The sequence below is a fragment of the Thermosynechococcus sp. PKX82 genome, from assembly GCF_031583255.1.
Classification (GTDB): Bacteria; Cyanobacteriota; Cyanobacteriia; order Thermosynechococcales; family Thermosynechococcaceae; genus Thermosynechococcus.
Window position 1 is genome coordinate 393,590 of sequence record NZ_CP134169.1, and the last position, 20,925, is coordinate 414,514.

The 20,925-nt window shown below is 52.3% G+C and carries 22 protein-coding genes and 1 tRNA gene; 9 read left to right on the plus strand and 14 right to left on the minus strand.

Going from position 1 to position 20,925, the window contains the following annotated elements; translation table 11 throughout:
- The first annotated feature begins 67 nt into the window (after nucleotides 1-67).
- Complete coding sequence (gene mtnA, locus RHH53_RS01875) at nucleotides 68-1,135, plus strand: S-methyl-5-thioribose-1-phosphate isomerase (protein ID WP_310744011.1); 1,068 nt, start codon at nucleotides 68-70, stop codon at nucleotides 1,133-1,135.
- Here the strand turns inward: mtnA and RHH53_RS01880 are convergent.
- Nucleotides 1,132-1,479, minus strand: a complete 348-nt coding sequence (locus tag RHH53_RS01880; protein WP_206200820.1) for a hypothetical protein — start codon at nucleotides 1,477-1,479, stop codon at nucleotides 1,132-1,134. The two genes, mtnA and RHH53_RS01880, sit on opposite strands and share 4 nt — an antisense overlap.
- 88 nt (nucleotides 1,480-1,567) lie before the next feature.
- On the opposite strand from RHH53_RS01880, the gene RHH53_RS01885 reads away from it, so the two are divergent.
- The 3 genes from RHH53_RS01885 to ilvD are packed head-to-tail and all read left to right on the plus strand — an operon-like array spanning nucleotide 1,568 to nucleotide 4,564.
- Nucleotides 1,568-1,873 (plus strand): hypothetical protein, encoded by a 306-nt coding sequence (locus tag RHH53_RS01885; RefSeq protein ID WP_206200821.1) that lies wholly within the window; start codon nucleotides 1,568-1,570, stop codon nucleotides 1,871-1,873.
- The gene (locus tag RHH53_RS01890) at nucleotides 1,863-2,840 is read left to right on the plus strand and encodes a stage II sporulation protein M (RefSeq protein WP_206200822.1); all 978 of its coding nucleotides are present in this window, start codon (nucleotides 1,863-1,865) and stop codon (nucleotides 2,838-2,840) included. The genes RHH53_RS01885 and RHH53_RS01890 overlap by 11 nt, the downstream gene beginning before the upstream one ends.
- A 41-nt stretch (nucleotides 2,841-2,881) precedes the next feature.
- Nucleotides 2,882-4,564 carry a dihydroxy-acid dehydratase gene (ilvD, locus tag RHH53_RS01895; RefSeq protein ID WP_206200823.1) on the plus strand — a complete coding sequence of 561 codons (1,683 nt, stop codon included), beginning with the start codon at nucleotides 2,882-2,884 and terminating at the stop codon, nucleotides 4,562-4,564.
- Here the strand turns inward: ilvD and RHH53_RS01900 are convergent.
- The 10 genes from RHH53_RS01900 to RHH53_RS01945 all read right to left on the minus strand — a co-directional run bounded on the left by RHH53_RS01900 (nucleotide 4,527) and on the right by RHH53_RS01945 (nucleotide 11,658).
- Complete coding sequence (locus tag RHH53_RS01900) at nucleotides 4,527-5,318, minus strand: cobalt-precorrin-6A reductase (RefSeq protein ID WP_206200824.1); 792 nt, start codon at nucleotides 5,316-5,318, stop codon at nucleotides 4,527-4,529. The genes ilvD and RHH53_RS01900 overlap by 38 nt on opposite strands.
- Complete coding sequence (locus RHH53_RS01905) at nucleotides 5,319-5,495, minus strand: hypothetical protein (protein ID WP_206200825.1); 177 nt, start codon at nucleotides 5,493-5,495, stop codon at nucleotides 5,319-5,321. It lies immediately after the preceding gene.
- 21 nt (nucleotides 5,496-5,516) lie between these two features.
- Nucleotides 5,517-6,479 (minus strand): aldo/keto reductase, encoded by a 963-nt coding sequence (locus tag RHH53_RS01910; protein ID WP_310744012.1) that lies wholly within the window; start codon nucleotides 6,477-6,479, stop codon nucleotides 5,517-5,519.
- 104 nt (nucleotides 6,480-6,583) lie between these two features.
- Nucleotides 6,584-6,769, minus strand: coding sequence for a hypothetical protein (locus RHH53_RS01915; protein WP_206200827.1), 186 nt, complete (start codon nucleotides 6,767-6,769; stop codon nucleotides 6,584-6,586).
- Nucleotides 6,766-7,323: a 16S rRNA (guanine(966)-N(2))-methyltransferase RsmD gene (rsmD, locus tag RHH53_RS01920; protein WP_206200828.1), complete on the minus strand. Its 558-nt coding sequence runs from the start codon at nucleotides 7,321-7,323 to the stop codon at nucleotides 6,766-6,768. The genes RHH53_RS01915 and rsmD overlap by 4 nt, the downstream gene beginning before the upstream one ends.
- A gap of 171 nt (nucleotides 7,324-7,494) precedes the next feature.
- A complete protein-coding gene (ftnA, locus tag RHH53_RS01925) occupies nucleotides 7,495-8,025 on the minus strand; it encodes a non-heme ferritin (protein ID WP_206200829.1) in 531 nt (176 codons plus the stop codon).
- A complete protein-coding gene (locus tag RHH53_RS01930) occupies nucleotides 7,991-8,239 on the minus strand; it encodes a FeoC-like transcriptional regulator (protein WP_206200830.1) in 249 nt (82 codons plus the stop codon). Before RHH53_RS01930 ends, ftnA begins: the two co-directional genes overlap by 35 nt.
- Nucleotides 8,240-8,241: 2 nt before the next feature.
- Nucleotides 8,242-10,539 (minus strand): Fe(2+) transporter permease subunit FeoB, encoded by a 2,298-nt coding sequence (feoB, locus tag RHH53_RS01935; RefSeq protein WP_310744013.1) that lies wholly within the window; start codon nucleotides 10,537-10,539, stop codon nucleotides 8,242-8,244.
- Nucleotides 10,540-10,553: 14 nt separating this feature from the next.
- Nucleotides 10,554-11,093, minus strand: coding sequence for a ferrous iron transport protein A (locus RHH53_RS01940; protein WP_399364497.1), 540 nt, complete (start codon nucleotides 11,091-11,093; stop codon nucleotides 10,554-10,556).
- A gap of 322 nt (nucleotides 11,094-11,415) precedes the next feature.
- Complete coding sequence (locus tag RHH53_RS01945; protein ID WP_310744014.1) at nucleotides 11,416-11,658, minus strand: hypothetical protein; 243 nt, start codon at nucleotides 11,656-11,658, stop codon at nucleotides 11,416-11,418.
- A gap of 448 nt (nucleotides 11,659-12,106) precedes the next feature.
- Here RHH53_RS01945 and RHH53_RS01950 point away from each other — a divergent pair.
- The 3 genes from RHH53_RS01950 (at nucleotide 12,107) to RHH53_RS01960 (ending at nucleotide 13,112) form a co-directional block, all read left to right on the plus strand.
- Nucleotides 12,107-12,180 (plus strand) — tRNA-Pro (locus RHH53_RS01950).
- Between the two features lie 57 nt (nucleotides 12,181-12,237).
- Entirely contained in the window at nucleotides 12,238-12,891 is a 654-nt protein-coding gene (locus RHH53_RS01955) for a DUF3318 domain-containing protein (RefSeq protein ID WP_302678700.1), read from the plus strand.
- 2 nt (nucleotides 12,892-12,893) lie between these two features.
- A complete protein-coding gene (locus RHH53_RS01960; RefSeq protein WP_206200833.1) occupies nucleotides 12,894-13,112 on the plus strand; it encodes a hypothetical protein in 219 nt (72 codons plus the stop codon).
- Nucleotides 13,113-13,181: 69 nt separating this feature from the next.
- On the opposite strand, the gene RHH53_RS01965 is transcribed toward RHH53_RS01960, so the two are convergent.
- Entirely contained in the window at nucleotides 13,182-14,273 is a 1,092-nt protein-coding gene (locus RHH53_RS01965; protein WP_302679141.1) for a chlorophyll a/b binding light-harvesting protein, read from the minus strand.
- Between the two features lie 228 nt (nucleotides 14,274-14,501).
- Between RHH53_RS01965 and RHH53_RS01970 the strand changes: the two genes are divergently transcribed.
- Both RHH53_RS01970 and RHH53_RS01975 read left to right on the plus strand, forming a co-directional pair.
- Entirely contained in the window at nucleotides 14,502-16,178 is a 1,677-nt protein-coding gene (locus RHH53_RS01970) for a diguanylate cyclase (RefSeq protein ID WP_206200834.1), read from the plus strand.
- A 68-nt stretch (nucleotides 16,179-16,246) separates the two neighbouring features.
- On the plus strand, nucleotides 16,247-16,891 hold the full coding sequence (locus RHH53_RS01975) for a response regulator transcription factor (protein ID WP_206200835.1): 645 nt from the start codon (nucleotides 16,247-16,249) through the stop codon (nucleotides 16,889-16,891).
- Nucleotides 16,892-16,939: 48 nt separating this feature from the next.
- Here RHH53_RS01975 and RHH53_RS01980 read toward each other — a convergent pair whose 3' ends face one another.
- Nucleotides 16,940-19,366 carry a sucrose synthase gene (locus RHH53_RS01980; RefSeq protein WP_310744015.1) on the minus strand — a complete coding sequence of 809 codons (2,427 nt, stop codon included), beginning with the start codon at nucleotides 19,364-19,366 and terminating at the stop codon, nucleotides 16,940-16,942.
- A gap of 82 nt (nucleotides 19,367-19,448) precedes the next feature.
- Nucleotides 19,449-20,879 (minus strand): sodium/glutamate symporter, encoded by a 1,431-nt coding sequence (locus tag RHH53_RS01985; protein ID WP_206200837.1) that lies wholly within the window; start codon nucleotides 20,877-20,879, stop codon nucleotides 19,449-19,451.
- Nucleotides 20,880-20,925 lie beyond the last annotated feature (46 nt).

Below are 20,925 nucleotides of genomic sequence, written 5' to 3' on the forward strand. Positions count from 1 at the left end.
TCTAGCCTGAATAGGTTCTCCCTTGGGTTATGATTTGTATTCAATTTTAGTGAGCACGGAGGCTGTTGTGGCTGTCACAGCAAATGTCGGAACCATCTTTCCTGTGGTGTGGGCGGGCGATCGCGTGCAGTTAATTGACCAAACCCGCTTGCCAGAACAGTATGAACTCAAGGACATCACCACCGCAGCGGAGATGGCCACCGCCATTCGGACAATGATTGTACGGGGTGCGCCAGCGATTGGGGTTGCCGCTGCCTTTGGCATGGTCTTGGGGGCACGGGAATACACAGGGAGCGATCGCAAGGGCTTCTTGGCTCACCTAGAGAATGTCGCTTCCGAATTGCGGCAAACCCGCCCAACGGCAGTGAATTTATTTTGGGCCATCGATCGCATGCTTGGGGCAGCCCAGCAAGCCACAGCCAGCCTTGAGGAACTGCAGCAGCACCTTCTTGAAACCGCCCAAACCATTGCCCGTGAAGATGTGCAAACCTGTCAAGCCATTGGTGAAAACGGCCTTAGTGTCCTGCCGAAAACGCCCGAGAAGTTGCGCCTGCTTACCCACTGCAATGCCGGTGCCCTAGCGACAGCAGGCTATGGAACAGCGTTAGGGGTGGTTCGTGCGGCTTGGGCGGCGGGTCGCTTGGAGCGAGTCTATGCCGATGAAACTCGTCCTCGTCTTCAGGGAGCGAAATTAACCGCTTGGGAATGTGTGCAAGAGGGCATTCCTGTCACCCTGCTGGCGGATACGATGGCGGCGCACTGTATGCAGCGGGGGATGATTGATGCGGTGGTGGTGGGCGCCGATCGCATTGCCCTGAATGGGGACATGGCCAACAAAATTGGTACCTATAGTGTTGCCCTCGCCGCCAAAGCCCACAACATTCCCTTCTTTGTCGCTGCCCCCCTTTCTACAATTGATACTAAAATTGCCACTGGGGCGGAAATTCCCATTGAGGAGCGCCACCCCCAAGAAATTTATCAGGTGGGGTTTAGCCGCATTACACCCGCTGGGGTAGATTTTTACAATCCGGCTTTTGATGTCACCCCTGCCCATTTAATTAGTGGCATTATTACGGAGCTAGGGGTTTTTGCTCCCGCTGACCTTGCACAGGGTATTGGTGCAGCAGCAGGTTAACGGCGGCAGACTGCACGGGCAATATCACCCGCTATCGTACCGGGAGGATAGCTTTTGGTTCCCGTCCAATCCCAACCGTAATAATCACTCTTAACATCGTAGGGATTACAGGACGCCGTTGCCCGATGCCAGTAATCGTCGCCAAGGGTCGAGAGGCTAAAATCCACTTGGATAATGCCATTCCTATTTCTATAAAAGCGACGGGAATCCATATCCACAGTGTAAACACGGCCTCTACTGTCGCGAGCCACTTCCACTTCCATTTCTGCGAAACTAGGCGGGGCGATCGCCAGACTGAGGCTCAACGTTGCTGCCCCCACAAGGGCAACAGGTGTCCGAAACATGGTCACAAAACCTCTTTTTTTGCTAACACGATCGTAGCAACTGTGGTAGAAAATCGTTATTCCCAATTCAAAAAGCTTTATAGAAAAGATGATTTCCTCGCCATCCTCTTTAAGTACAACCGACCTCAACGCCCTTGCTGAACGGATCCGTATCGCGGCTGAGCGAGCCAATGGAAATGTCCATGACCTGTTGGCATTGCTGCGGCTTTTAGAGCAATTGCATCGCGAAATTTGTGACAATCAGTTTCAAGCGGCCTTGCCCACCAACCGCCAAGCGCTCTATCAACTACTGCGGGATATTGAAACCAATGGCGGCTGGCCCTACATTCCCCGCAAACGCCTAGAGTCTTTTTTGGGGGCAATTCAAGAGGAATCAGATAGTCATGAATGTTGAACGCTGGCTGATCCGCCAAGAGCCGCAGTGGCTAGAGCTAGAACACCTCCTCAACCGTGCTGAGACAGAGGGGATTCAAGCGCTATCGGCAACGGAGATTTGCCGCCTCAGTCAGTTGTACCGCTTGGTTAGTGCGGATTTAGCGCGGGCAAAAACTCGCCGCTTGGGCAGTAGCATCGTCAACTATTTGCAGGGTCTCACCTTGCGGAGCTACAGCCAAGTCTATCAGGGTCAGCGCTCCCAAGATTGGCGCAAAGTTTGGTGGTTTTTCCAGCGGGGCTTCCCAGCGGTTGTCCAGCAAACATGGGTCTATACGGCCTTTGCCTTGGGGGTATTTCTGGTGGCGGCGGCGATCGCTTGGTGGTATGCGTGGAGCGATCGCCAATTTTTGGAACTAGTGGTACCCGCAGACATCCTTTCCCTTGTGGAAGAGGAGGGCAAGCTCTGGATGGGATCGATCGTCGGGGTTGAACCCCTAGCCTCCAGTGCCATTATGACCAATAACCTGAGTGTGGCTTTTGCAATGCTAGCGGGAGGTATCCTAGGGGGGCTAGGGACGCTTTATATCCTCTGGAACAACGGTCTGCACATGGGGGCGATCGCTGCCTTGGTGGCTCAAAACAATCTAGGGTATCCCTTTTGGGCTTTTGTCAGTCCCCATGGTGCTTTGGAGCTGCCTGCAATTTTTCTGGCCGGCGCTGCGGGTCTGTTGTTGGGGCAAGCGATTCTCTTGCCGGGGCGTTACCGTCGCCTGAGCGCACTCAAAGGCAATGGCGCCTTGGCAGCACAACTGATGTTTGGCATTGTTCCCCTCTTGGTGATTGCCGGTATTATCGAGGGCTTTTGGTCGCCCAATCCGCTAATTCCCAACAGCGTTAAATATCTTTCTGGCTTAGGGTTATTTGCGGCTTTAGTGCTCTATTTGGCTTGGCCGCTAGAGCGATCGCCCACGGGTGAGGGAAAATAGAAGGATGCTTTATTGACGTTTAGGCCGATCGCGAGAACACTATGGCAGAAAACTGGCGCAGTCGCATCATTACAGAAGGCGTTCAACGCACCCCCAACCGAGCCATGCTGCGAGCCGTGGGCTTTGGCGATGAGGATTTCAACAAGCCGATTGTTGGGGTGGCCAGTGCCCACAGTACGATTACCCCCTGCAATATGGGGATTGCTGCCCTTGCCAGTCGTGCCGAAGCAGGCATTCGGGCAGCGGGGGGAATGCCGCAGTTGTTTGGCACAATTACGGTCAGCGATGGTATTTCCATGGGCACGGAGGGGATGAAATACTCTCTCGTCTCGCGGGATGTGATTGCTGATTCGATTGAGACCGCCTGTAATGCCCAAAGTATGGATGGGGTGCTGGCGATCGGTGGCTGCGACAAAAACATGCCCGGCGCGATGATTGCCATGGCACGGATGAACATTCCCGCCATTTTTGTCTATGGGGGCACGATTAAGCCCGGTCATTGGCAGGGTCAAGACCTGACGGTGGTTAGCGCCTTTGAAGCGGTGGGTCAGTTTAGTGCCGGCAAAATGGATGAGGCGACGCTCCATGCCATCGAGCACCATGCTTGTCCGGGGGCGGGTTCCTGCGGCGGTATGTTCACGGCCAACACAATGTCCTCAGCCTTTGAAGCCATGGGCATGAGCCTAATGTACTCGTCAACAATGACAGCGGAGGATGCTGAAAAAGCCGACAATACAGAGTTGGCGGGCAAGGTGCTGGTGGAGGCGATTCGTAAGAATATTCGACCCCGTGATATTATCACCCGCAAATCCATTGAAAATGCCCTCAGTGTGATTATGGCGATCGGTGGCTCGACAAATGCCGTGCTGCACTTTCTGGCGATCGCCCACAGTGCCGAGGTTCCCCTCACCATTGATGACTTTGAAACCATTCGCCAGCGGGTGCCCGTCCTCTGCGATCTCAAGCCCTCGGGTAAATACGTGACTGCGGATCTACATCGGGCAGGGGGCATTCCCCAAGTAATGAAAATGCTCCTCAATGCTGGCCTACTCCACGGGGATTGCCTCACGATTACGGGGGAAACCATTGCCGAGCGGCTGCGGGATGTGCCCGATACCCCCGACCCCAACCAAGAGGTGATTCGTCCGTTTGACAAGCCTCTCTACGCCACCGGCCACCTGACCATTCTCAAAGGGAATTTAGCCACTGAGGGCGCTGTCGCCAAAATCTCTGGGGTAAAAAATCCGCAGATTACCGGTCCGGCGCGGGTCTTTGACTCTGAGGAGGCCTGTTTAGAGGCCATTTTGGCCGGTAAGATCAACCGCGGCGATGTCATTGTCATTCGCTATGAAGGCCCTGTGGGTGGTCCGGGGATGCGAGAAATGCTGGCTCCCACCTCTGCCATTATTGGTGCCGGTTTAGGGGATAGTGTTGGCCTCATTACCGATGGTCGCTTCTCTGGTGGAACCTATGGCATGGTCGTGGGTCACGTTGCCCCAGAGGCGGCAGTAGGTGGCACGATCGCCCTTGTGGAAGAAGGAGACTCGATCACCATTGATGCCCATCGGCGGCTGCTGCAACTGAATGTCAGTGAGGAAGAACTGGCAGCGCGGCGGGCTAAATGGCAGCCCCCGGCACCTCGCTATACCCGTGGGGTATTGGCCAAGTATGCCAAACTCGTGTCTTCTAGTAGTCTGGGGGCAGTGACTGATCGCTTTGTTTAGAGGTGGCTAATTCCTGCAAAAAGGCCTCGATACCGGCGCGATCGCTCGTTTGGCGCGGATAGACCAGAGCAGGGCGTTGCAGGGTAATCAGCTTCACCCCCAGCTCACGGGCAAGGGTCTGCTTGATCTGCTCACTCTCGGTACCCGAGGCCTTGGTCACCACCGTTGTAATCTGCCACTGTTGCCAGAGGGCACGCTCTAACTCTCGCGATACGGGGGGGAAAATGGCAATTAAGCGCTGGCGATCGAACCCCGCCGCCAAGGCAGCCTCCAGTGCGCTTGTTGTGGGCAAAATCCGTGCAAAGAGGGTAGCCTGACGCTGGAGGGGCGCAAAAGCTGCCAAATGTTTGACTCCTAGGGTCAGCAACACCCGCTCACCCATGAGGAGATCCCCTTGCAGCAGTGTTGGCAAATCAGTATAGATGCCAAGAGCTGGCGGAAATGCTGGGCGTTCAAAGCGCAGGTAGGGCAAGCCAAATTCTTGGCTGATGGCAATGGCAAGGGCAGAGATTGCCACCGCAAAGGGATGGGACGCATCCACCACGGCTTGAATCGAATGTTGCTCGATAAACTCACGGGCACGCTCAGGGGTCAAGCGCTCGATATGGCAACTCAACAACGGATGCGCGTCATAAAGATGGCAGGCCGCCGCTGTGGTCACGCTCACCCAGCAGGGAAACCCTTGGCAGACAATTAATTGGGCAATCCAGCGACTCTCTTGGGTGCCGCCAATCAGCCAAATCGCTCCAGTCACCTAGCCCAGCAACGCTCGGCGAAAGTTTTCTCGATAGGACTTATTCATCAGTAGCGGTAGCCACAGCACGCTGAGAACAAAGCGCGATTGTGTGTAGTAGGTGCGGTGAAACCCTTGCCAAAAGCGCAGCGCAATCAAGAAGTAGAGAACAATTGCACCCAGACCGAGGAGTTCCATAAAGACGTTAGTGGATCTGAACTACCACTTCCACATTACTGGATTCTCCGGATCAAGGGTAGCAATGACCGGCCGGCTAATTTCATCGAGCATGGCCAAAATGGACTTATCTAACTGAAGGTCAGCCGCTTTGATATTTTCTAGCACTTGTTCCGGATGGCGGGCACCAACAATGGCACAGGTTTGCGGTTGATGCAGTAGCCAAGCCAACGCCAAATTCCCGACACTGCTGCCCAAGCTCTGGGCAATCGGTTTCATCAACTCAATCGCTTCAAGGGCACGGTCGTAGGTTTCTCCCTGAAAGAGCTGGTTTTTAGCACGGTTATCCTCAGGGTCAAACTGGTGGCCGGGACCAAAGCGACCCGTGAGCAACCCTTGGGCGAGAGAGGAGTAGGCCAAAACGGTAATCTCATACTCAATACAGAAGGGGATGAGTTCTGTTTCTGCCCAGCGCCAAAAGAGGGAATAGGGGGGCTGGACACTCTCAATGCGTCCGTACTGCATCGCCTCCGCCAGTTGAGCACGGGAAAAGTTGGAGACCCCAATGGCACGGATTTTGCCCGCCACTTGCAACTCCACCATGGCTTGCATGGTTTCCTCGATGGGCACGATTTCTGAGCCAAAGGAGCCGGCAGGCCAGTGAATTTGGTAGAGGTCAATGTAATCAGTGTTCAGGTTGCGCAGCGATCGCTCGCAGGCGGCAATGACCTCCTTGTAGCGCAAGTGGTTAGCAAACACCTTTGTTGCATAGACACAGCGATCGCGCAAATCACCGACCGCTGCGGCCACAATCCGCTCTGAATGCCCATCGCCATAGACCTCAGCCGTATCAATGGTAGTCATCCCTGCTTCCACAGCCGTGCGGATCGTGCGAATGGACATCTCATCTTCTATACCGACCCACCAACGCTTGCCCGCTTGCCACGTGCCAAGAATGAGTGGCGTAATTTGGATATCTGTACGACCAAGGGGACGAGTTTGCATACAATCCTTCTCTTAAAGGAACAGCTAGGGGGGATGGTGGGAGACTGCACAATGGGTTTGACGATGACGTGATTGCGCTCTTGGTGCTTGGCTTCATAAAGCGCCTAATCCGCTGCATTAAACAGCTCTAAGGGGGAATCATTTCCCCGCGGAATCAGTAAGGCCACCCCAAAGCTCAGTCTCCCACAGCAACCCGCTGAAGAATATTCATGGACAATGTATCTCGCTTGAATCGCCTCCTGCAACTGCCACGCCACCAACTCCGCACCACCAATGTCTGTAAATGTCAATTTTTGTGACAAACCAAGAAGAGTACTGTCGTGCTGCCATAGGTTTTAATGCGTTGCTGCTGCCAGCCGATCGCTAAGATCGCCTCTAAATCTGGTGGATTTTTTGTGCGACACTCAACAGCAATTTCTCCCTCAGGGCTAAGACACTTTTGCTGCCAAATTAACTGGAGAACGGGTAGATATAAGTCACTATTATAGGGAGGATCAAAGTAGATGAAGTCAAACTGAGGCACAGGGACTTGGGTCAATTTCTGGCGCACATCTCCCCGCAAAACTAAAGTGTGCTGATGGGGCTGGGCAAGGGTTGACCAGTTTTGGCGGATGACTTGACAGGCTTGGGGAGACTGTTCGATCGCCACCACCCACTGGGCACCCCGCAGCAGGGCTTCTGCTCCCATGGCACCGGTACCAGCACACAAATCCAGCCAGCAACATCCTTGGAGGCGACCTTGCCAAATATTGAAAATGGCTTGGCGAACTTTGGCACGGGTGGGACGGGTACTGTGACCGGAAAGGGTTTTGAGCGATCGCTGGCCAGAAATTCGCAGAGGCATACGCTTAAGGTAACGGCTTTCGCCCAAAATAAAAAGCCCCGGGAGTCTTGCCGTGTTTCGACCCCAGGACTTTTGTTTGCGAATCACTCCTCACTACCTACAAGATACTCTGAGTCCTTGGGAACTCCTGTAGCGACACATGACACTTTCTGAAGCGGCACCCTTTTGGCTTTAGGCTGCGGGCGTTGACTGCATTGTCGTGGTTCCTTTGGTTTGGGCAAGCCTGCCAATTTCCTGATCAATAAAGAAGAGTCCTTGCCCCTCCGTGCCAATCAGTTCAATCTTGTCAAGGATACTCTTGAACAAAAACTCTTCTTGGTGCTGCTCGGCCACATACCACTGCAAAAATTGCAACGTCGCATAGTCAGGCTCCGTATCCGCTAACTGCACTAACTCATTAATTTTGTGAGTTACAAACTGTTCATGCTCATAAACTTTACTGAACATCTCCCGCAGGGACTGAAATGTGTGTGGGGGAGCTTCCATACCGCCTAGGATTGCCAAGGCACCGGTTTCATGCATGTAGTTCAAAAGCCGCCGCATGTGTGCCATTTCTTCATCAGCATGTTGACTGAGGAACGCCGCACAACCCTCAAGGGCTTTGTGGGCACACCAGGAACTCATCTGCAAGTAGAGATGTGCTGAATAAATCTCAAGGTTGATTTGCTCATTGAGCCGGTTGGTCATTGCTTGGGATAGCATTGTTGATTCTCCATTCGTAAAGTTCAAGAGGGTAAAAACCACACTGATGACAGCCGCCACAGTGGCTAGGGATGATTTTTTTCACCCGTCCTTTGCGGATGAGTTGGCTAAGGATCAGTTCAATCATCGCTGGCGGTACCTGAAAATGGGCAACCAATTCTTCCAAGGAAACCACGTGGTGCTTCTGAATATAGTCCTGCAGTTGCAAGAGCATAATTATGTCCCCTGTGGCGAGGAAAACCGCTGGCGATCGCCCCAATATTTCAAGGCCATGATTACCATCCCCATCACTGCCCCTAGAGCCAGTAACCAAATTAGCGAGAACATCGGATGCGCCGCAAAGGTCATGAGTTGGTAGTAAGCAGTGGCGACCCAGTAGGCCAATCCCGTTGTCCAAGCCGCTACAAAGATAGTCCAGCCCAAATTGGTTTCTCGATAGACGGCGGCAGTGGCCGATACACAGGGAAAGTAGAGCAAAACAAAGAGCAGGAAGGCGATCGCTGCCGTTGTCGTGCCAAACCGTTGTGCCATCTGGCCAAATGTTGTGTAGTGCACGCTCTGAAGTTCAGCTGCGGCTTCGGGGTTATCTGCCTCTTGCAACACATGGAACCCTAAAGGATCAAGCACCCGTTGCCCCAGCTCACTGAGATTTTTGGGAATGCTGAGCACCGCTTCCTTTAATCCCCCCCAAACTGAAAAGGGTTCTTCTGGTCTATCTCCAGCTTCAGTGCTTTGGGCTTCTTGGCGAGCTAACTCTGTATAGAGGGCATCCATCGTTCCCACCATCACTTCCTTGGCAAAGATCCCCGTAAAGAGTCCTACGGTTGCTGGCCAGTTGTCGGACTGAATCCCCATTGGCGAGAAAATCGGCGTAATTTGGCGACTAAAGGCGCTCAAAATTGATTGAGTACTATCCTTTTGGCCAAAGCGACCATCGGTGCCGACAGAGTTGAGCAGTCCGAGAATGACCACAAGGACGACAATCATCTTGCCCGCTCCACTAATAAAGGTTTTTAGCCGCTCCCAAGCCCGCAGGAGTACCCCTCTGAAGGTGGGTAAACGGTAGGGGGGCAATTCCATTACAAACGGAGCAATCTCTCCTTGAAAGAGGGTGCGCTTCAGCAAGAATCCCGTGAAGATGGCTGTGGCAATTCCCACCATATAAAGCAAAAACACGATATTTTGGCCGCTGCGGGGGAAGAAAGCAGCAACAAACAGGGCATAGACCGGTAGGCGGGCACCACAGGACATAAAGGGATTCATCAAAATCGTCATCAGGCGATCGCGCCGATTCTCGAGTGTGCGGGTGGCCATAATGCCGGGGATATTGCAGCCAAAGGAAACCATCATCGGTACAAAGGACTTACCGGGTAAGCCCAGCCAGCGCATCAACCGATCCATGACAAAGGCTGCCCGTGCTAAATAACCAGAGTCTTCAAGAAGTGTGAGAAAAATAAAGAGCAAGCCAATTTGAGGAATAAATGTTGCCGTTGTTTGGATACCGCCCCCCACTCCCTCTGCCAGAAGACCAATGAGCCAACCGGGGGCATTAAATGTTTCCAGCACTTGGGTCGGCCAACCCACGACCAGCGTTCCGACACCAATATCAAAAAAGTCAATAAAGGCACCCCCCACGTTAATTGAGATGAGAAATATCAAGTACATGACGGCCAAGAAAATGGGAATTCCCAACCAGCGGTTGAGTGCAATGCGGTCAATGCGATCAGAGACTGTTGTTGTCAGGCGATCGCCCTGTTCCAGAACCTCAGCCATTAGGTGCTGAATCCAGCAATAGCGACTATCGGCAATCACAAGGTCTATGTCTTCTCCTAGGGTCTGGTGAATCCGCTCTCGCCATTGGCGCAGTGGTGCTACAACATCATTGGGAACTGATTCAATATATTGCAGCCAAGCCAAGGCCTGTGCCCGATTTTTGAGGCCTTGAGTCAGCAAATCAGCAATAGCCTCTTCAATCACAGGGGGTTGGGGCACACTAACGCTAGAAACAGGTGGTGCTGCCAAGGCAGTGCGAATAGTTTGCCGCAGTTGAGCAAAATGCTGTTGTTGTTTGGCACAAAAAGGCAGCACCGGTAGACCTAAGCGCTGGCTCAAGGCTGGGATATCCATCTTGATTTTGGTGGCACGAGCCACATCCATCATGTTGAGGACAAGGATGAGGGGGACTCCTAGATCAAGCAATTGTGATGTGAGGTAAAAATTGCGCTCTAAGTTAGCGGCATCCAGAATATTCACTACCAAGTCATATTCCCCCGCCAATAGAAACTTGCGGGCAATCTGCTCGTCTAAGCCAGTGCTATCCTCAGCATCGAGGGCATAGACCCCCGGTAGATCCACAACTTGGACAGTGATGTCGCGATCCCGATAGCGGCCTTCCTTGCGCTCAACAGTAACTCCTGGCCAGTTCCCTACCCGCTGATTTGCCCCCGTAAGACCATTGAAAATTGTTGTTTTGCCACAATTTGGGTTACCAATTAACGCAATTGTTGCTGCCATGTCACACTCCTTTGCTAGAGCAGATGGACTTTGAGGGCATCAGCTTCATCCTTACGCAAGCTCAAATGAAAGCCTCGCACCTTAATATCTGTGGGATCACCCAAGGGGGCATGGCGGACAACCTCAACTTCGGTGCCGGGGGTTAAACCCATGGCTAATAATTTGCGTTTGTAACTGGGGGTGGTAGGGGCATAGCCGATAATGCGCAGGCGAGCACCAAGGGGGGCACTGCGTAGGTTTACAGCTGCCAATTCCAGCTCTTTGAGCAAGATGTTTTGGGCTAGCTCGTGGTTCACACAAAACCGCTTTGAGTCAAGAGCCACCATGACTGCCCCGCGATCGCCCCGATGGAGGATGCTAATTATCGCCCCCGGTGCCAGACCCATCCCCAACAGTTGCTGGGTATTGCTGCACATTAATTTCACAATGCAGTAGCGATCGCCCACCTTAGCTTCAGCAAGAGAAATCAGATTAGACATGCCTCGTCTCCATCGCTGTCTTCGAGAGTGGGGGTCGGCGATATAGGTAAAGGGTGGCCACAAAGGTGATGACATATTGCATTTAATGATTTTTTGAAAGCTAATTATTGCATATGATTCTCAATTTATAGCACAGCTTTGCAGTGGCACCGTGACTTTAGCAAGTCTTAACCTATCTCCAATCATCCTAAGAGCTGAGCCTATTTGAAAGTTTTGGTGTGAATTTTGTCTTAAGTGAGATATTGAGACTTGCAATAAGTCTTTTATTGAGATGTCTAATCTCATAAGAGATTTTACAAAGAGCGTTTTTTATGGATGCGCAAAGCTCCTGCAAGTCACGGCGATCAAATCCGCTCAAAACGACGAAAGTCCCTATGGGTTTAGAAATCACCCTTGCTCATAAAGGCAGCTTGAAAATTTGCCTAAGTTTTGTCGTTAGCCAAGTTTTGATGCTGTTTTTCTGCGATTGGGTCATCTCCGCCTCGATAAAACAAATAAACAGGCCAGCGAGGTCAGAGCTTGTGATTGCCAAGTAGCGTTTGAACTCATTGGGTTTTTCAGGCCAATGGGGTAAGGTGTCATCCCCCGTTCCCAGCACTTTGGCAGCGACAATTAAATCGTAGTAATCCGTGTGGGTCATCCATATCGGGGAAAAGCCGAGCGTTGCCAATCAGGTAAAGGAGAGCGACTAGGATCGTTTTTCTGGTGCGGTAGAGCTGTCTCGGCGGGCAATGTTCTGCTGTGAGCAGATGAACAAGACGAATCAGGGCAAACACGCGACTTAAGGTGATCTCGAAGTCTGACCGTACTTGATGAGGGGGGATGTTCTTCTCCTTAAGGTTTACAGTTGCCATCCCCAGAGACAAGCGTTGCTATTAAACCCTTGGAAAACGGCTCTACCTGACTGGTTCTGTTTGACCGATTGTGGGTGCCGCAATAGAGCAGATTTTTCAAACTCCCTTCTGAAGAGGGTTTTCACTGCCTTAGTTTGAACTATGGACTAAAACTGGACTAAATTTCCTAGGTTGTGCCAACCGCTCCATCGCCATTGAGGAAAACCCCAGCAAGTGTTATCTTAGATAAGTTATCGGGATGTAGCGCAGCTTGGTAGCGCACTTCGTTCGGGACGAAGGGGTCGCAGGTTCAAATCCTGTCATCCCGATTGGTTAGCCTTAAACTGTTAAGATAGGTAAGAAATACCCTTGGATTTTCTTGTGCTATGACCTCGGCTGCATCCTCAGTTGCCCGTTCTGACTTAGCAGAATTGCGTCGTCTCAAATCTCTCTTGCCACCAGAGCTGCAAAGCTGGGTGACGATCGAACCGGCCAGTGGGGTGAATCCTCCCCTCATTACCTGCGAAGAAATTGGCAAAGATGAGGTGGAGATTCAAATTGATTTAGCCCGTTGGGATCAATTGGCCAAGGATCAGCGCAATCTCCTCTTTTGGCATGAGGTCGCCCGCATTCAAAATGACACGATTCCCCGCGATGGCTGGGAGATGGCAGCACTGGCGATTGGTTTAGGGGGTGCTGTGGGAGAACTCTGGGTGCAGGATGGCCTGTTGCTGCTGCTTGCCCTTGGGCTGTGTGGCTTTTCGGGCTGGCGGCTCTACCAGCGCAATAATGGTGAAAAGGTTCTCAAGGAAGCCATTGCTGCTGATGAGCGGGCGATCGCCCTTGCGACTCGTTTTGGCTATGAACTCCCTAACGCCTACAAAAGCCTTGGCAGTGCCCTCAAGCTCCTAATTGAGCAAGCCCCCAATCGCCGCCAACGCAAACGCTATGAGATGCGTCTGCAAGCCCTGAAAAAAAGTGCGGCCAAAGCCAAAGCCCGCATGCAGGCCATGCAAAACGACACTCCAGCAGAATCTTAATCATGGCTCGGCCAAAACGCCAACTGCTGCTGCCAACCCTCATTCTCCTATGGACAGTGGCCAGTCTAGGGTTTATGGCGCAGTGGGATTTACATCCTGTCCTGCGGTACTATGGCTGGGTCTTCACGGCGCAAGTTGCCTTTTTGATTTTCTTTGCGCCAGCGATCGCCCGACAGCTCAGGGGTACCAAACGTTCCCAAAAAAATGAAAGCCTGCCTTGAATTCATAAAAAACCCTCGATCGCTCTGACCGAGGGCAGCACCTATGGCTCAAGAGGGGAACTATTGCAATTAATTTTCAAGAGCTGGATTGAGAAAAGTCTCCAATTGTTTGAAATTGAATCCCATGGCGCGCAGGGCATGCCAAAGGTGACCCTGTAGGAAGAAAAAGGCAAGGAAGAAGTGGGCATTGGCCAACCAAGCCCGCGGGGTATGCTGCCCAAGGGGTAAATCAATGGTGTCCGCAAAGTAGGGAGCAATTCCCAGTTTCACTTCTAGGGGTGGTCCGTAAAACTCTACGGGATAGGCGAGGGTATTCACCGCACAAAAATAGGCCGCCACAAATCCCGCGAGGGCAATGCCGCCAAGGGAGTAGGAAAGGATAGCTTCAGCATTAAACATCAGCACTTTCCGTGCCCAATTCAGCGGCGGCACAAGAATATGCCAAATGCCACCCGCAATGAGCAAGAGGGCAACATAGATATGCCCGCCCACGAGATCTTCCAAATTGTTAATACTGGCGAAGTGGGTTTGATAGCCATAGATGACAAAGGGATCCAAGGTGGGCTGGGTGACAAGGCGTACCGTCTGCAAATTGGCATCGTACAACCCGCCCCAGATGGTTGCTTTGAGCACTAATAGCAAGGCACCAAACCCTAAAAAGAGCAAATGATGCCCCAAAATAATCCCCAGTTGTTTCGGATCGTCCCAGCGGAAATGGAAGCGCCGCGCCCGCCCTGTGGCGGTACTGAGATCGTGAGGGGCACGAAAGGTATGAAAGAGGGCACCCGCACCCAGTACGGCTGAGGAAATGAGATGCACGGCGCCAATGACAAAGTAGGGGTACAGATCCACAACTTTACCGCCCTCGCCAATGCCAAACCCTAAGGTCGCTAAATGGGGCAGCAAAATCAAGCCCTGTTCCCCCATGGGTAGATCGGGTTTGTATTGGGAAATTTCGTAGAGCGTAAAGGCACCCGCCCAAAAGACAGTTAGCGCTGCTTGCGCCACATGGGCAGCAATAAATAGACCCGACAGGTTCACGAATCGGGCATTGCCTGCCCACCAGTCGTACTTGACATTGGCTTGGCCATAGGTTTGTAAACCTGCACCTGTTGGTGGTGGTGTAGTCACAGAGGTTGGGGATTCACTGGCGATCGCCATACATTCCTCCTTCGATAAACGCATAATATCGACGCTGAACTTATTGAGGATAAATCTCAATAAAGCCTAGGCCTACTATAGCACCACTATTGAGAATTATTAGCATCTGGCAAGGATAAAATGTAAAGATATGTAACTCCCCTCCAGCGGCAATCTGTATCTCCGAGAACTTGAGCAAGATCAAGCCAAGGCAGTAGGGTAATAGCAATAGGCTGTTGGCGAGCAAGTATGGCCATTTTGCTTTATCACGACGACGTGGCAACGGCAGCAACGTTGGTCTCCATCTTGACCACTGCGGATCATCGGGTGGATGTCGTTGCTCGCTCTGAAGACCTCTGGGGACTATTGGCCAGTAGTCGCTATCACCTATTGATTGTGGATGAGTCCCATTTAGGCACGGCAGTTGAGGCCTTTTGCCAGCAGGTGCGCGATCGCGGGTTTCAAGAGCCAATTTTGATTCTTACCCGCAAGGATTGGCCAACCCAGCCAGAAACCCAAGTGATTTATTACCACTATCCCTGCTCCCCAGCAGCGCTCCTTGAAATCGTCCAGCAGCTCCTCAGCGCGATCGCCACCTCCAAGCCTGACAATCATAACGACTCAGGCCTGCCCCTTGTCCTGCACATTGATAACGACGCCGAGTTAGTTCGCTCCCTTGAGGAGCACTCCGTTGATGGTGGGTTCCGCTACGTCGCAATGGATAGCTGGCCGCTGGTCAACACCTTACTTGAGGAATGCTGGCCCAATGCTGTCATTCTCAATCCTGAAGTGATGCCTGATGAGGTAACCACCCGCGAGTTCTTGCAGCAGTTGCGGCAACATCGTCCCCCCATCCCCGCCCTAGTATTTACTGCCCGTGACACCTGGCGCGATCGCCTCGCCGCCATTCGCCTTGGCTCACGGATCACCTTGAGTAAGCCTGTTGATCTTGAGCGACTCTTGCAGACTCTCGAACAGTTACTGCAACCTCAAGAAATGACCTCCGCTAGTATCCTGACCGTGGATGATGACGCCGTCACCCTAGCCATCTTGAAACGGCTCTTGGAACCCTGGGGAATGAGTGTCACCTCCCTTCAGGATCCCGATCAATTTTGGGATGTCCTAGAGGCCACCAACCCCGAATTGGTTATTCTCGATGTCCAAATGCCCGGCATTAACGGCCTAGAACTCTGCCAAGTGGTGCGCAATGATCCCCACTGGAACCAGCTGCCAATTCTTTTTCTTACCGCAACCACCGATCCAGCCCTTGTCACCCAACTCTTTGCCGCTGGCGCCGATGATTTTGTTAGCAAGCCAATTGTCGGCCCTGAGCTAATGACGCGGATCATCAATCGCCTAGAGCGCACCCGCCTCCTGAAACGCTTGGCAGAGGTAGATCCCCTCACGGGATTGAGCAATCGTCGTAAAGCCACAGAAGAGATTGAACGCTTTTTGACCCTTGCCAACCGCCAACAGCAAACTCTTTGCATCGCCGTTTTGGATTTAGACCATTTCAAACGCATCAATGACACCTATGGTCACGACGTTGGCGATCAGGTATTGGTGACCACCGCTCGAATGTTGCGACAGTCCCTACGGATGGAAGATGTCGTGGCTCGCTGGGGTGGCGAAGAATTTTTAATTGCCCTCTATGATATTTCCCTTGATGTGGCCAAACACCGCCTTGCCATCTGTTTACAGCGATTGCGCAACCATACCTTCCACGCCCCCAACCATGACAGCTTCAAGGTGAGTTTTAGTGCCGGCATCAGTCAGTTTCCCACCCACGGGGAGACCTTACTACAACTGGTGAAGATAGCCGATGATGCCCTCTATGCCGCTAAGGCAGCGGGACGTTCTCAGATTGCCACGGCGCCAAAGGAGATGTCTCCAGAGCTGGCCAATGCTTCCCCCCAACAGGAATAAGCTATCCTATAGGAGCACCCTCATTCTTAGTAAGACTTGGCGTCAGCACCGTTAACTGCTCTGAATGTATGAACCTTGAGGCGTCCCCTGCGCAAAATGCCACGATTCTACTGGTAGATGACGACCCTAATCTTGTCCTCTTGGTCAAGGATTACCTTGAGATGCAGGGGTATCGTGTACTGACGGCAGCCCATGGCAACGAAGGTCTGGCAATTCTGCAGCAGCAGACGCCCGACTTAATTATTTGTGATGTGATGATGCCCCAGATGGATGGCTATAGCTTTGTCAGTGCAGTGCGACAACAAACACACCTCAGTTGGTTACCGGTGCTCTTTCTCTCGGCCAAGGGGCAAACCCACGATCGCATCAAAGGGTTGCAAACCGGCGGTGATGTTTACCTAGTCAAGCCCTTCGAACCGGATGAACTCCTCGCCCAAATCCAAGCCCTCCTCAAACAAACGGCTCGCCTGCGGGAAGCGCAACGACTGCAATCCCCTCCTGCGCCTACACCACCCCCCGGTGTCGAACTCACTCCCACAGAAACCCGAATTCTCCAATACGTTGCCCGCGGAATGTTGAATCGTGAAATTGCGGCAGAACTACATGTCAGTCAGCGTACCGTAGAAAGCCATGTCAGCAATATTTTGGGTAAAACCGGCTGCCATAATCGCACTGAATTGGCTCGCTGGGCGATCGATTACCATTACGTGTAACATACTCTCGACGATCGCGGGGCTTCCCACCTAGTCGCTAAACCCATATCACCGCTGCATGTGTTCTGCCAATAGGGCTTGGGCGCGGGGTTTATAGAGCAGATAGAAGAGTGCCTCCATATAGCGCATCATGTCTTCGCGGTTTTCTTGGGAAGAGAAGTTCCAGAAGCCGTAGATCTTGGCAAGGGAAAGCAGGCGTGTACAGTGAATTTTCCAAGTGTAGGTGCTATAGACCCGCTGGATACCCGCTTTGGAAATTCGTTGCCACTGCTGCGGATCGCGATCGCAAGCCTCTATAAAGCGGCGGATAGTCTCCGCCATTTCTTCTAGGTGGGTTGGGTTGATATAAAAACCATTCACCCCATCTTGGATAATTTCCAGAGGGCCACCAAAGCGGGTACCAAAGGTGGGCAGACCACTGATCATGGCTTCCAAAATCGTCAGGCCAAAAGCTTCAAACAACGCCGGCTGGACAAAAATCCCTTGGCGATCGGCAATGATGCGGTAAACTTCCCCCGAATCTGCTTTCGGTAAACGAATCCCTAGCCAGCGAATCTTACCGTGGAGATTGTACTCGTGGATGATTTGATAGAGCTTCTCAATTTCGGCGATTTCCTCGCGATCGCTGGAGTCTTCGGTACGCAATTTCCCTGCCACCAAAATTAAATTACACCGCTCTTGCAGTTCTTTGCTGCGGCCAAAGGCTTCTGCCAGTCCTGTGAGGTTTTTAATCCGATCCAGCCGTGCCATCGAAAAGAGAGGGCGTTTGTTCGGATTTTCTAAGTAACCATAGATCTGCTGCGGATCCTCAAGGGTAAAGAGCAGTTCCTCCAACCGCTGGCGATCGCCCTCTAGCCGCTCCGTATAGTGGTAGTAGGGAAAGTAAACCTGTTCATTCACCCCCGGTGGCACCACATTAAATTTCGGGCTAAAGAGTTCAATGCCGTTCACCACATGGTACAGGTCAGGCATCGTAAAGGATTGATAGGACTCGTACTGGCCAATACTGTCGGGTGTGCCCACAATCTCTTGGTAGGTGCTGCTGATGATGAAGTTGGCAGCATTCATGGCAATCAGATCCGCCGTAAATTGCATTGAGAAGTGATATTTATCCTCTAAGTCCTGCCAGTAGAGGTTACTAAAGAGGTACTTGGATTTCTCGAGGGCATGGGCAATGTTGCATTGGGTCACCTTCATTCGCCGCGCCAGCAAAAAAGCCACCAAGTTGCCATCGGAATAGTTACCAATAATTAAATCGGGCACATGGCCAAATTCCGCCCGCAACTCCCGCTCCGCGTCAATGGCAAAGGTTTCCAAATAGGGCCAGATTTCAAAGCGAGAAATCCAGTTTTGGGTCACCTTGGGATTAAATTCCCGAAACGGCACCCGCAGGATCCAGGCGTTGTTGGTGCCGTAGATTTTCTCTAGGCGTTGGTTGCACAGCGTCCCTTCGGCATTGGGAATCAGGCGGGTGAGCACAATAATTTTAGGTTGTGCTGCCAGTACCCCCAGCCCGGCCAGTTCTAAATCCTCCCGCATTTGTTTTTCAAGGCTTTTCACTTGATCGAGGATATAGACCACCTGCCCGCCGGTGTCGGGTCGCCCCAGCACCCCCTCTTGGCCAAACCAGCCGTGGGGAGAAATGAGGGCAATGCGAAAGAGCATCGGAATCCGCGAGACAAAGGCCTCTAGCACTTGGTGATCGGGCGAATCCAAGAGTTGATCTAAAATTTCTAGGGTGTCGCGTACCCGTGCCGCCGTATTGCCCCAACCCGGTTCAAAGCCCAGATTTTGCAGTTCAAAGCGAAACTCACTGTAGGACTCGTCGGAGGCGCGATCGCTCAAGGCCACAAGAGCTTGCTTCACCTGTTCTGAGAGGTGTTGAGGAGAGCGAATCCGCTCATTGATCAGAAGTTGATAGCCGTTGTAGCGGTGAATTTGCAAAAAGTTAAAGAGGTTCTGCTGCCACTGGCGCGGGTCTTGGAAAAGCTTGCTGGATAAATAGCGATTGAGAAATTCCACCCCCTTACCGATATTCTTGGCATCACGGATAATTGGCGAGTAGTCATAGAAGGGCTGGACATCAATTTCAAAAACATCCCCCTCATTGGGATGGTACCGATTGACTAGGCGATCGCGCAGATCCAGTAGCTCTGGAATTGTCATCGGCACGATCGTCAAATCCTCCACCAGCAGCCGACACACCTCCTGCTGCGCAATCCGTGGCCGAATAATCCAACACAGACTTTCGTTGTCAACAATGATCTCTTGGGTATAGAACACCAGCTTGCTGAGGCGGGATTCGAAGGGTGTGGGGACAGGGCGATCGAGGTCGCGACAGTAATCTGCAAAGGCGCCCAAAATATCATTGCGCAGGAGATAGCGTTTTTCCCCTAGTTGCAGGATGCGTGAAAATTGGCGCAGATCGGCACGTTCATCACTTTCAACAACGGATTTGAGGAGCACAGAGGTCATCGGCAAACTCACAACACGGCTTTTACCTGAGACAGCACAGCGGCTCAAGTCGTTTCTATTCTAGGGTTCTCCCTGAATGGGGTCAATTTTGCGCCAAGGATCGCCGGATTTGGCCATAGTTCCAGAATCCAAACACTAACCACAGGCCTAACAGCCCGCCCGTGAGCGCCAGTACAGGCACCACCCCAAAATTACGGATCAGAATTGGTGCCGCCGCCGTAAATAACCCACCGCCGACAATCGGCTCAAAAAGAATCTGTTTGTAGGCAAAACTTTCCAAGGCGCCCGATTGGTTGTGGGGATCCACCATACGAATCAGCAATAGCCCAGTAGATGTCACCCCCATCGATTGCCCCATGTCGCCAATTCCCCGCTCAAACCAGAACATGGGCAAAATTCGCGGCGCTAAATAGAGCATGACAAAGAGATTCCAAGCAATTCCCCCCACACTCAAGAGGAGAAAGGGAATGAGATTTTCACCAATGGCGGCTAAAGAGAGGGTGGCCAAGGCGGTAATAATCGTCACATCCAAGGCGACACCGCCAATACGGTTAATCAGTGGCCGGCTAATCAGGTACTGTTTGCGCCAACGGGTCAGGATGAGCTGCACAATAATGCCACCGATCAGCGCCAAGGGAAATAGGGGCACATAGGCCATGAGCTTTAAACCCGTTTGTCCCCAAGTGAGACGCTCTAGGAGTCGCAGCGCTTCAAGAATCACCCAGCCCACAATAATCGCCAAACCCACAAAACAGAAATTTAATGACAAAGGATCAATGAGTAACTCCCGCAGCAGTTGTCGCCGCCGTTGCCGTGTTTCTAGGTCATCGTGGGGATGAGGGTCGAGATTCTCCGCGGTTTCAGAGTCCACCAAGGGTTTGATCTGCAAGCGTCCTGTGCGCCGTGCCCAGTTGATCAGTGCCACTCCAAAAACCACCCCAGAGACTAAGCCCACAGTGGCCAAGCCCAAGGCCATATCAGCCCCAGCGGTAAAGTTTAACTCCCTAAAGGTATCGGCCATGCCGGCGGCAGTCCCATGCCCCCCCTCAAAGGTGATCTCAATCAGGGCACCAGCAATTGGATCCATGCCAAATACAGGAGTGAGAACAAGCAACGTCAGCAGCAGCCCCACCACGTATTGCCCCCAAGCCAAAATCTGACCAAAGGCGACCTGCGGTGAAGCTTTCTGCCAAATTTCCCGAGGGCTAGGGATGATCTCCCCTAGAAATAGACAGGCAAAAACTATGTTGATGAAAATACTGGGAGACTGTTTCCAAACTTCGCGGATGTCTTCGGCAAAAAGACCGTTCCCTAAACCGGAGTTGGGAGCAATTTGACTGGCGATCGCCCCAAGGACACTAGGGCCAAGAATGAGTCCCAAAACGCCCGCAATGACTGAACTGGGCATATAGAGCGATCGCATCAGTGCCCAACGCTGCCGCACAATTCGCCCCAACAGCAGCAAAACACCAATAAAAATAAACGCCCAGAAAACCGTAATCAGCCTAAACATCTGCCATGCCAACTCTGAAGATTGTCGTGATCATAGAGCCTGCAAC

Excerpts from the sequence above, each read along its gene's own strand:
- RHH53_RS01880 (WP_206200820.1), bottom strand. The coding sequence starts at position 1,479 with ATGTTTCGGACACCTGTTGCCCTTGTGGGGGCAGCAACGTTGAGCCTC.
- RHH53_RS01885 (WP_206200821.1), top strand. The coding sequence starts at position 1,568 with ATGATTTCCTCGCCATCCTCTTTAAGTACAACCGACCTCAACGCCCTT.
- RHH53_RS01890 (WP_206200822.1), top strand. The coding sequence starts at position 1,863 with ATGAATGTTGAACGCTGGCTGATCCGCCAAGAGCCGCAGTGGCTAGAG.
- ilvD (WP_206200823.1), top strand. The coding sequence starts at position 2,882 with ATGGCAGAAAACTGGCGCAGTCGCATCATTACAGAAGGCGTTCAACGC.
- RHH53_RS01905 (WP_206200825.1), bottom strand. The coding sequence starts at position 5,495 with ATGGAACTCCTCGGTCTGGGTGCAATTGTTCTCTACTTCTTGATTGCG.
- RHH53_RS01910 (WP_310744012.1), bottom strand. The coding sequence starts at position 6,479 with ATGCAAACTCGTCCCCTTGGTCGTACAGATATCCAAATTACGCCACTC.
- rsmD (WP_206200828.1), bottom strand. The coding sequence starts at position 7,323 with ATGCCTCTGCGAATTTCTGGCCAGCGATCGCTCAAAACCCTTTCCGGT.
- ftnA (WP_206200829.1), bottom strand. The coding sequence starts at position 8,025 with ATGCTATCCCAAGCAATGACCAACCGGCTCAATGAGCAAATCAACCTT.
- RHH53_RS01930 (WP_206200830.1), bottom strand. The coding sequence starts at position 8,239 with ATGCTCTTGCAACTGCAGGACTATATTCAGAAGCACCACGTGGTTTCC.
- feoB (WP_310744013.1), bottom strand. The coding sequence starts at position 10,539 with ATGGCAGCAACAATTGCGTTAATTGGTAACCCAAATTGTGGCAAAACA.
- RHH53_RS01940 (WP_399364497.1), bottom strand. The coding sequence starts at position 11,093 with ATGTCATCACCTTTGTGGCCACCCTTTACCTATATCGCCGACCCCCAC.
- RHH53_RS01945 (WP_310744014.1), bottom strand. The coding sequence starts at position 11,658 with ATGACCCACACGGATTACTACGATTTAATTGTCGCTGCCAAAGTGCTG.
- RHH53_RS01955 (WP_302678700.1), top strand. The coding sequence starts at position 12,238 with ATGACCTCGGCTGCATCCTCAGTTGCCCGTTCTGACTTAGCAGAATTG.
- RHH53_RS01960 (WP_206200833.1), top strand. The coding sequence starts at position 12,894 with ATGGCTCGGCCAAAACGCCAACTGCTGCTGCCAACCCTCATTCTCCTA.
- RHH53_RS01965 (WP_302679141.1), bottom strand. The coding sequence starts at position 14,273 with ATGGCGATCGCCAGTGAATCCCCAACCTCTGTGACTACACCACCACCA.
- RHH53_RS01970 (WP_206200834.1), top strand. The coding sequence starts at position 14,502 with ATGGCCATTTTGCTTTATCACGACGACGTGGCAACGGCAGCAACGTTG.
- RHH53_RS01975 (WP_206200835.1), top strand. The coding sequence starts at position 16,247 with ATGAACCTTGAGGCGTCCCCTGCGCAAAATGCCACGATTCTACTGGTA.
- RHH53_RS01980 (WP_310744015.1), bottom strand. The coding sequence starts at position 19,366 with ATGACCTCTGTGCTCCTCAAATCCGTTGTTGAAAGTGATGAACGTGCC.
- RHH53_RS01985 (WP_206200837.1), bottom strand. The coding sequence starts at position 20,879 with ATGTTTAGGCTGATTACGGTTTTCTGGGCGTTTATTTTTATTGGTGTT.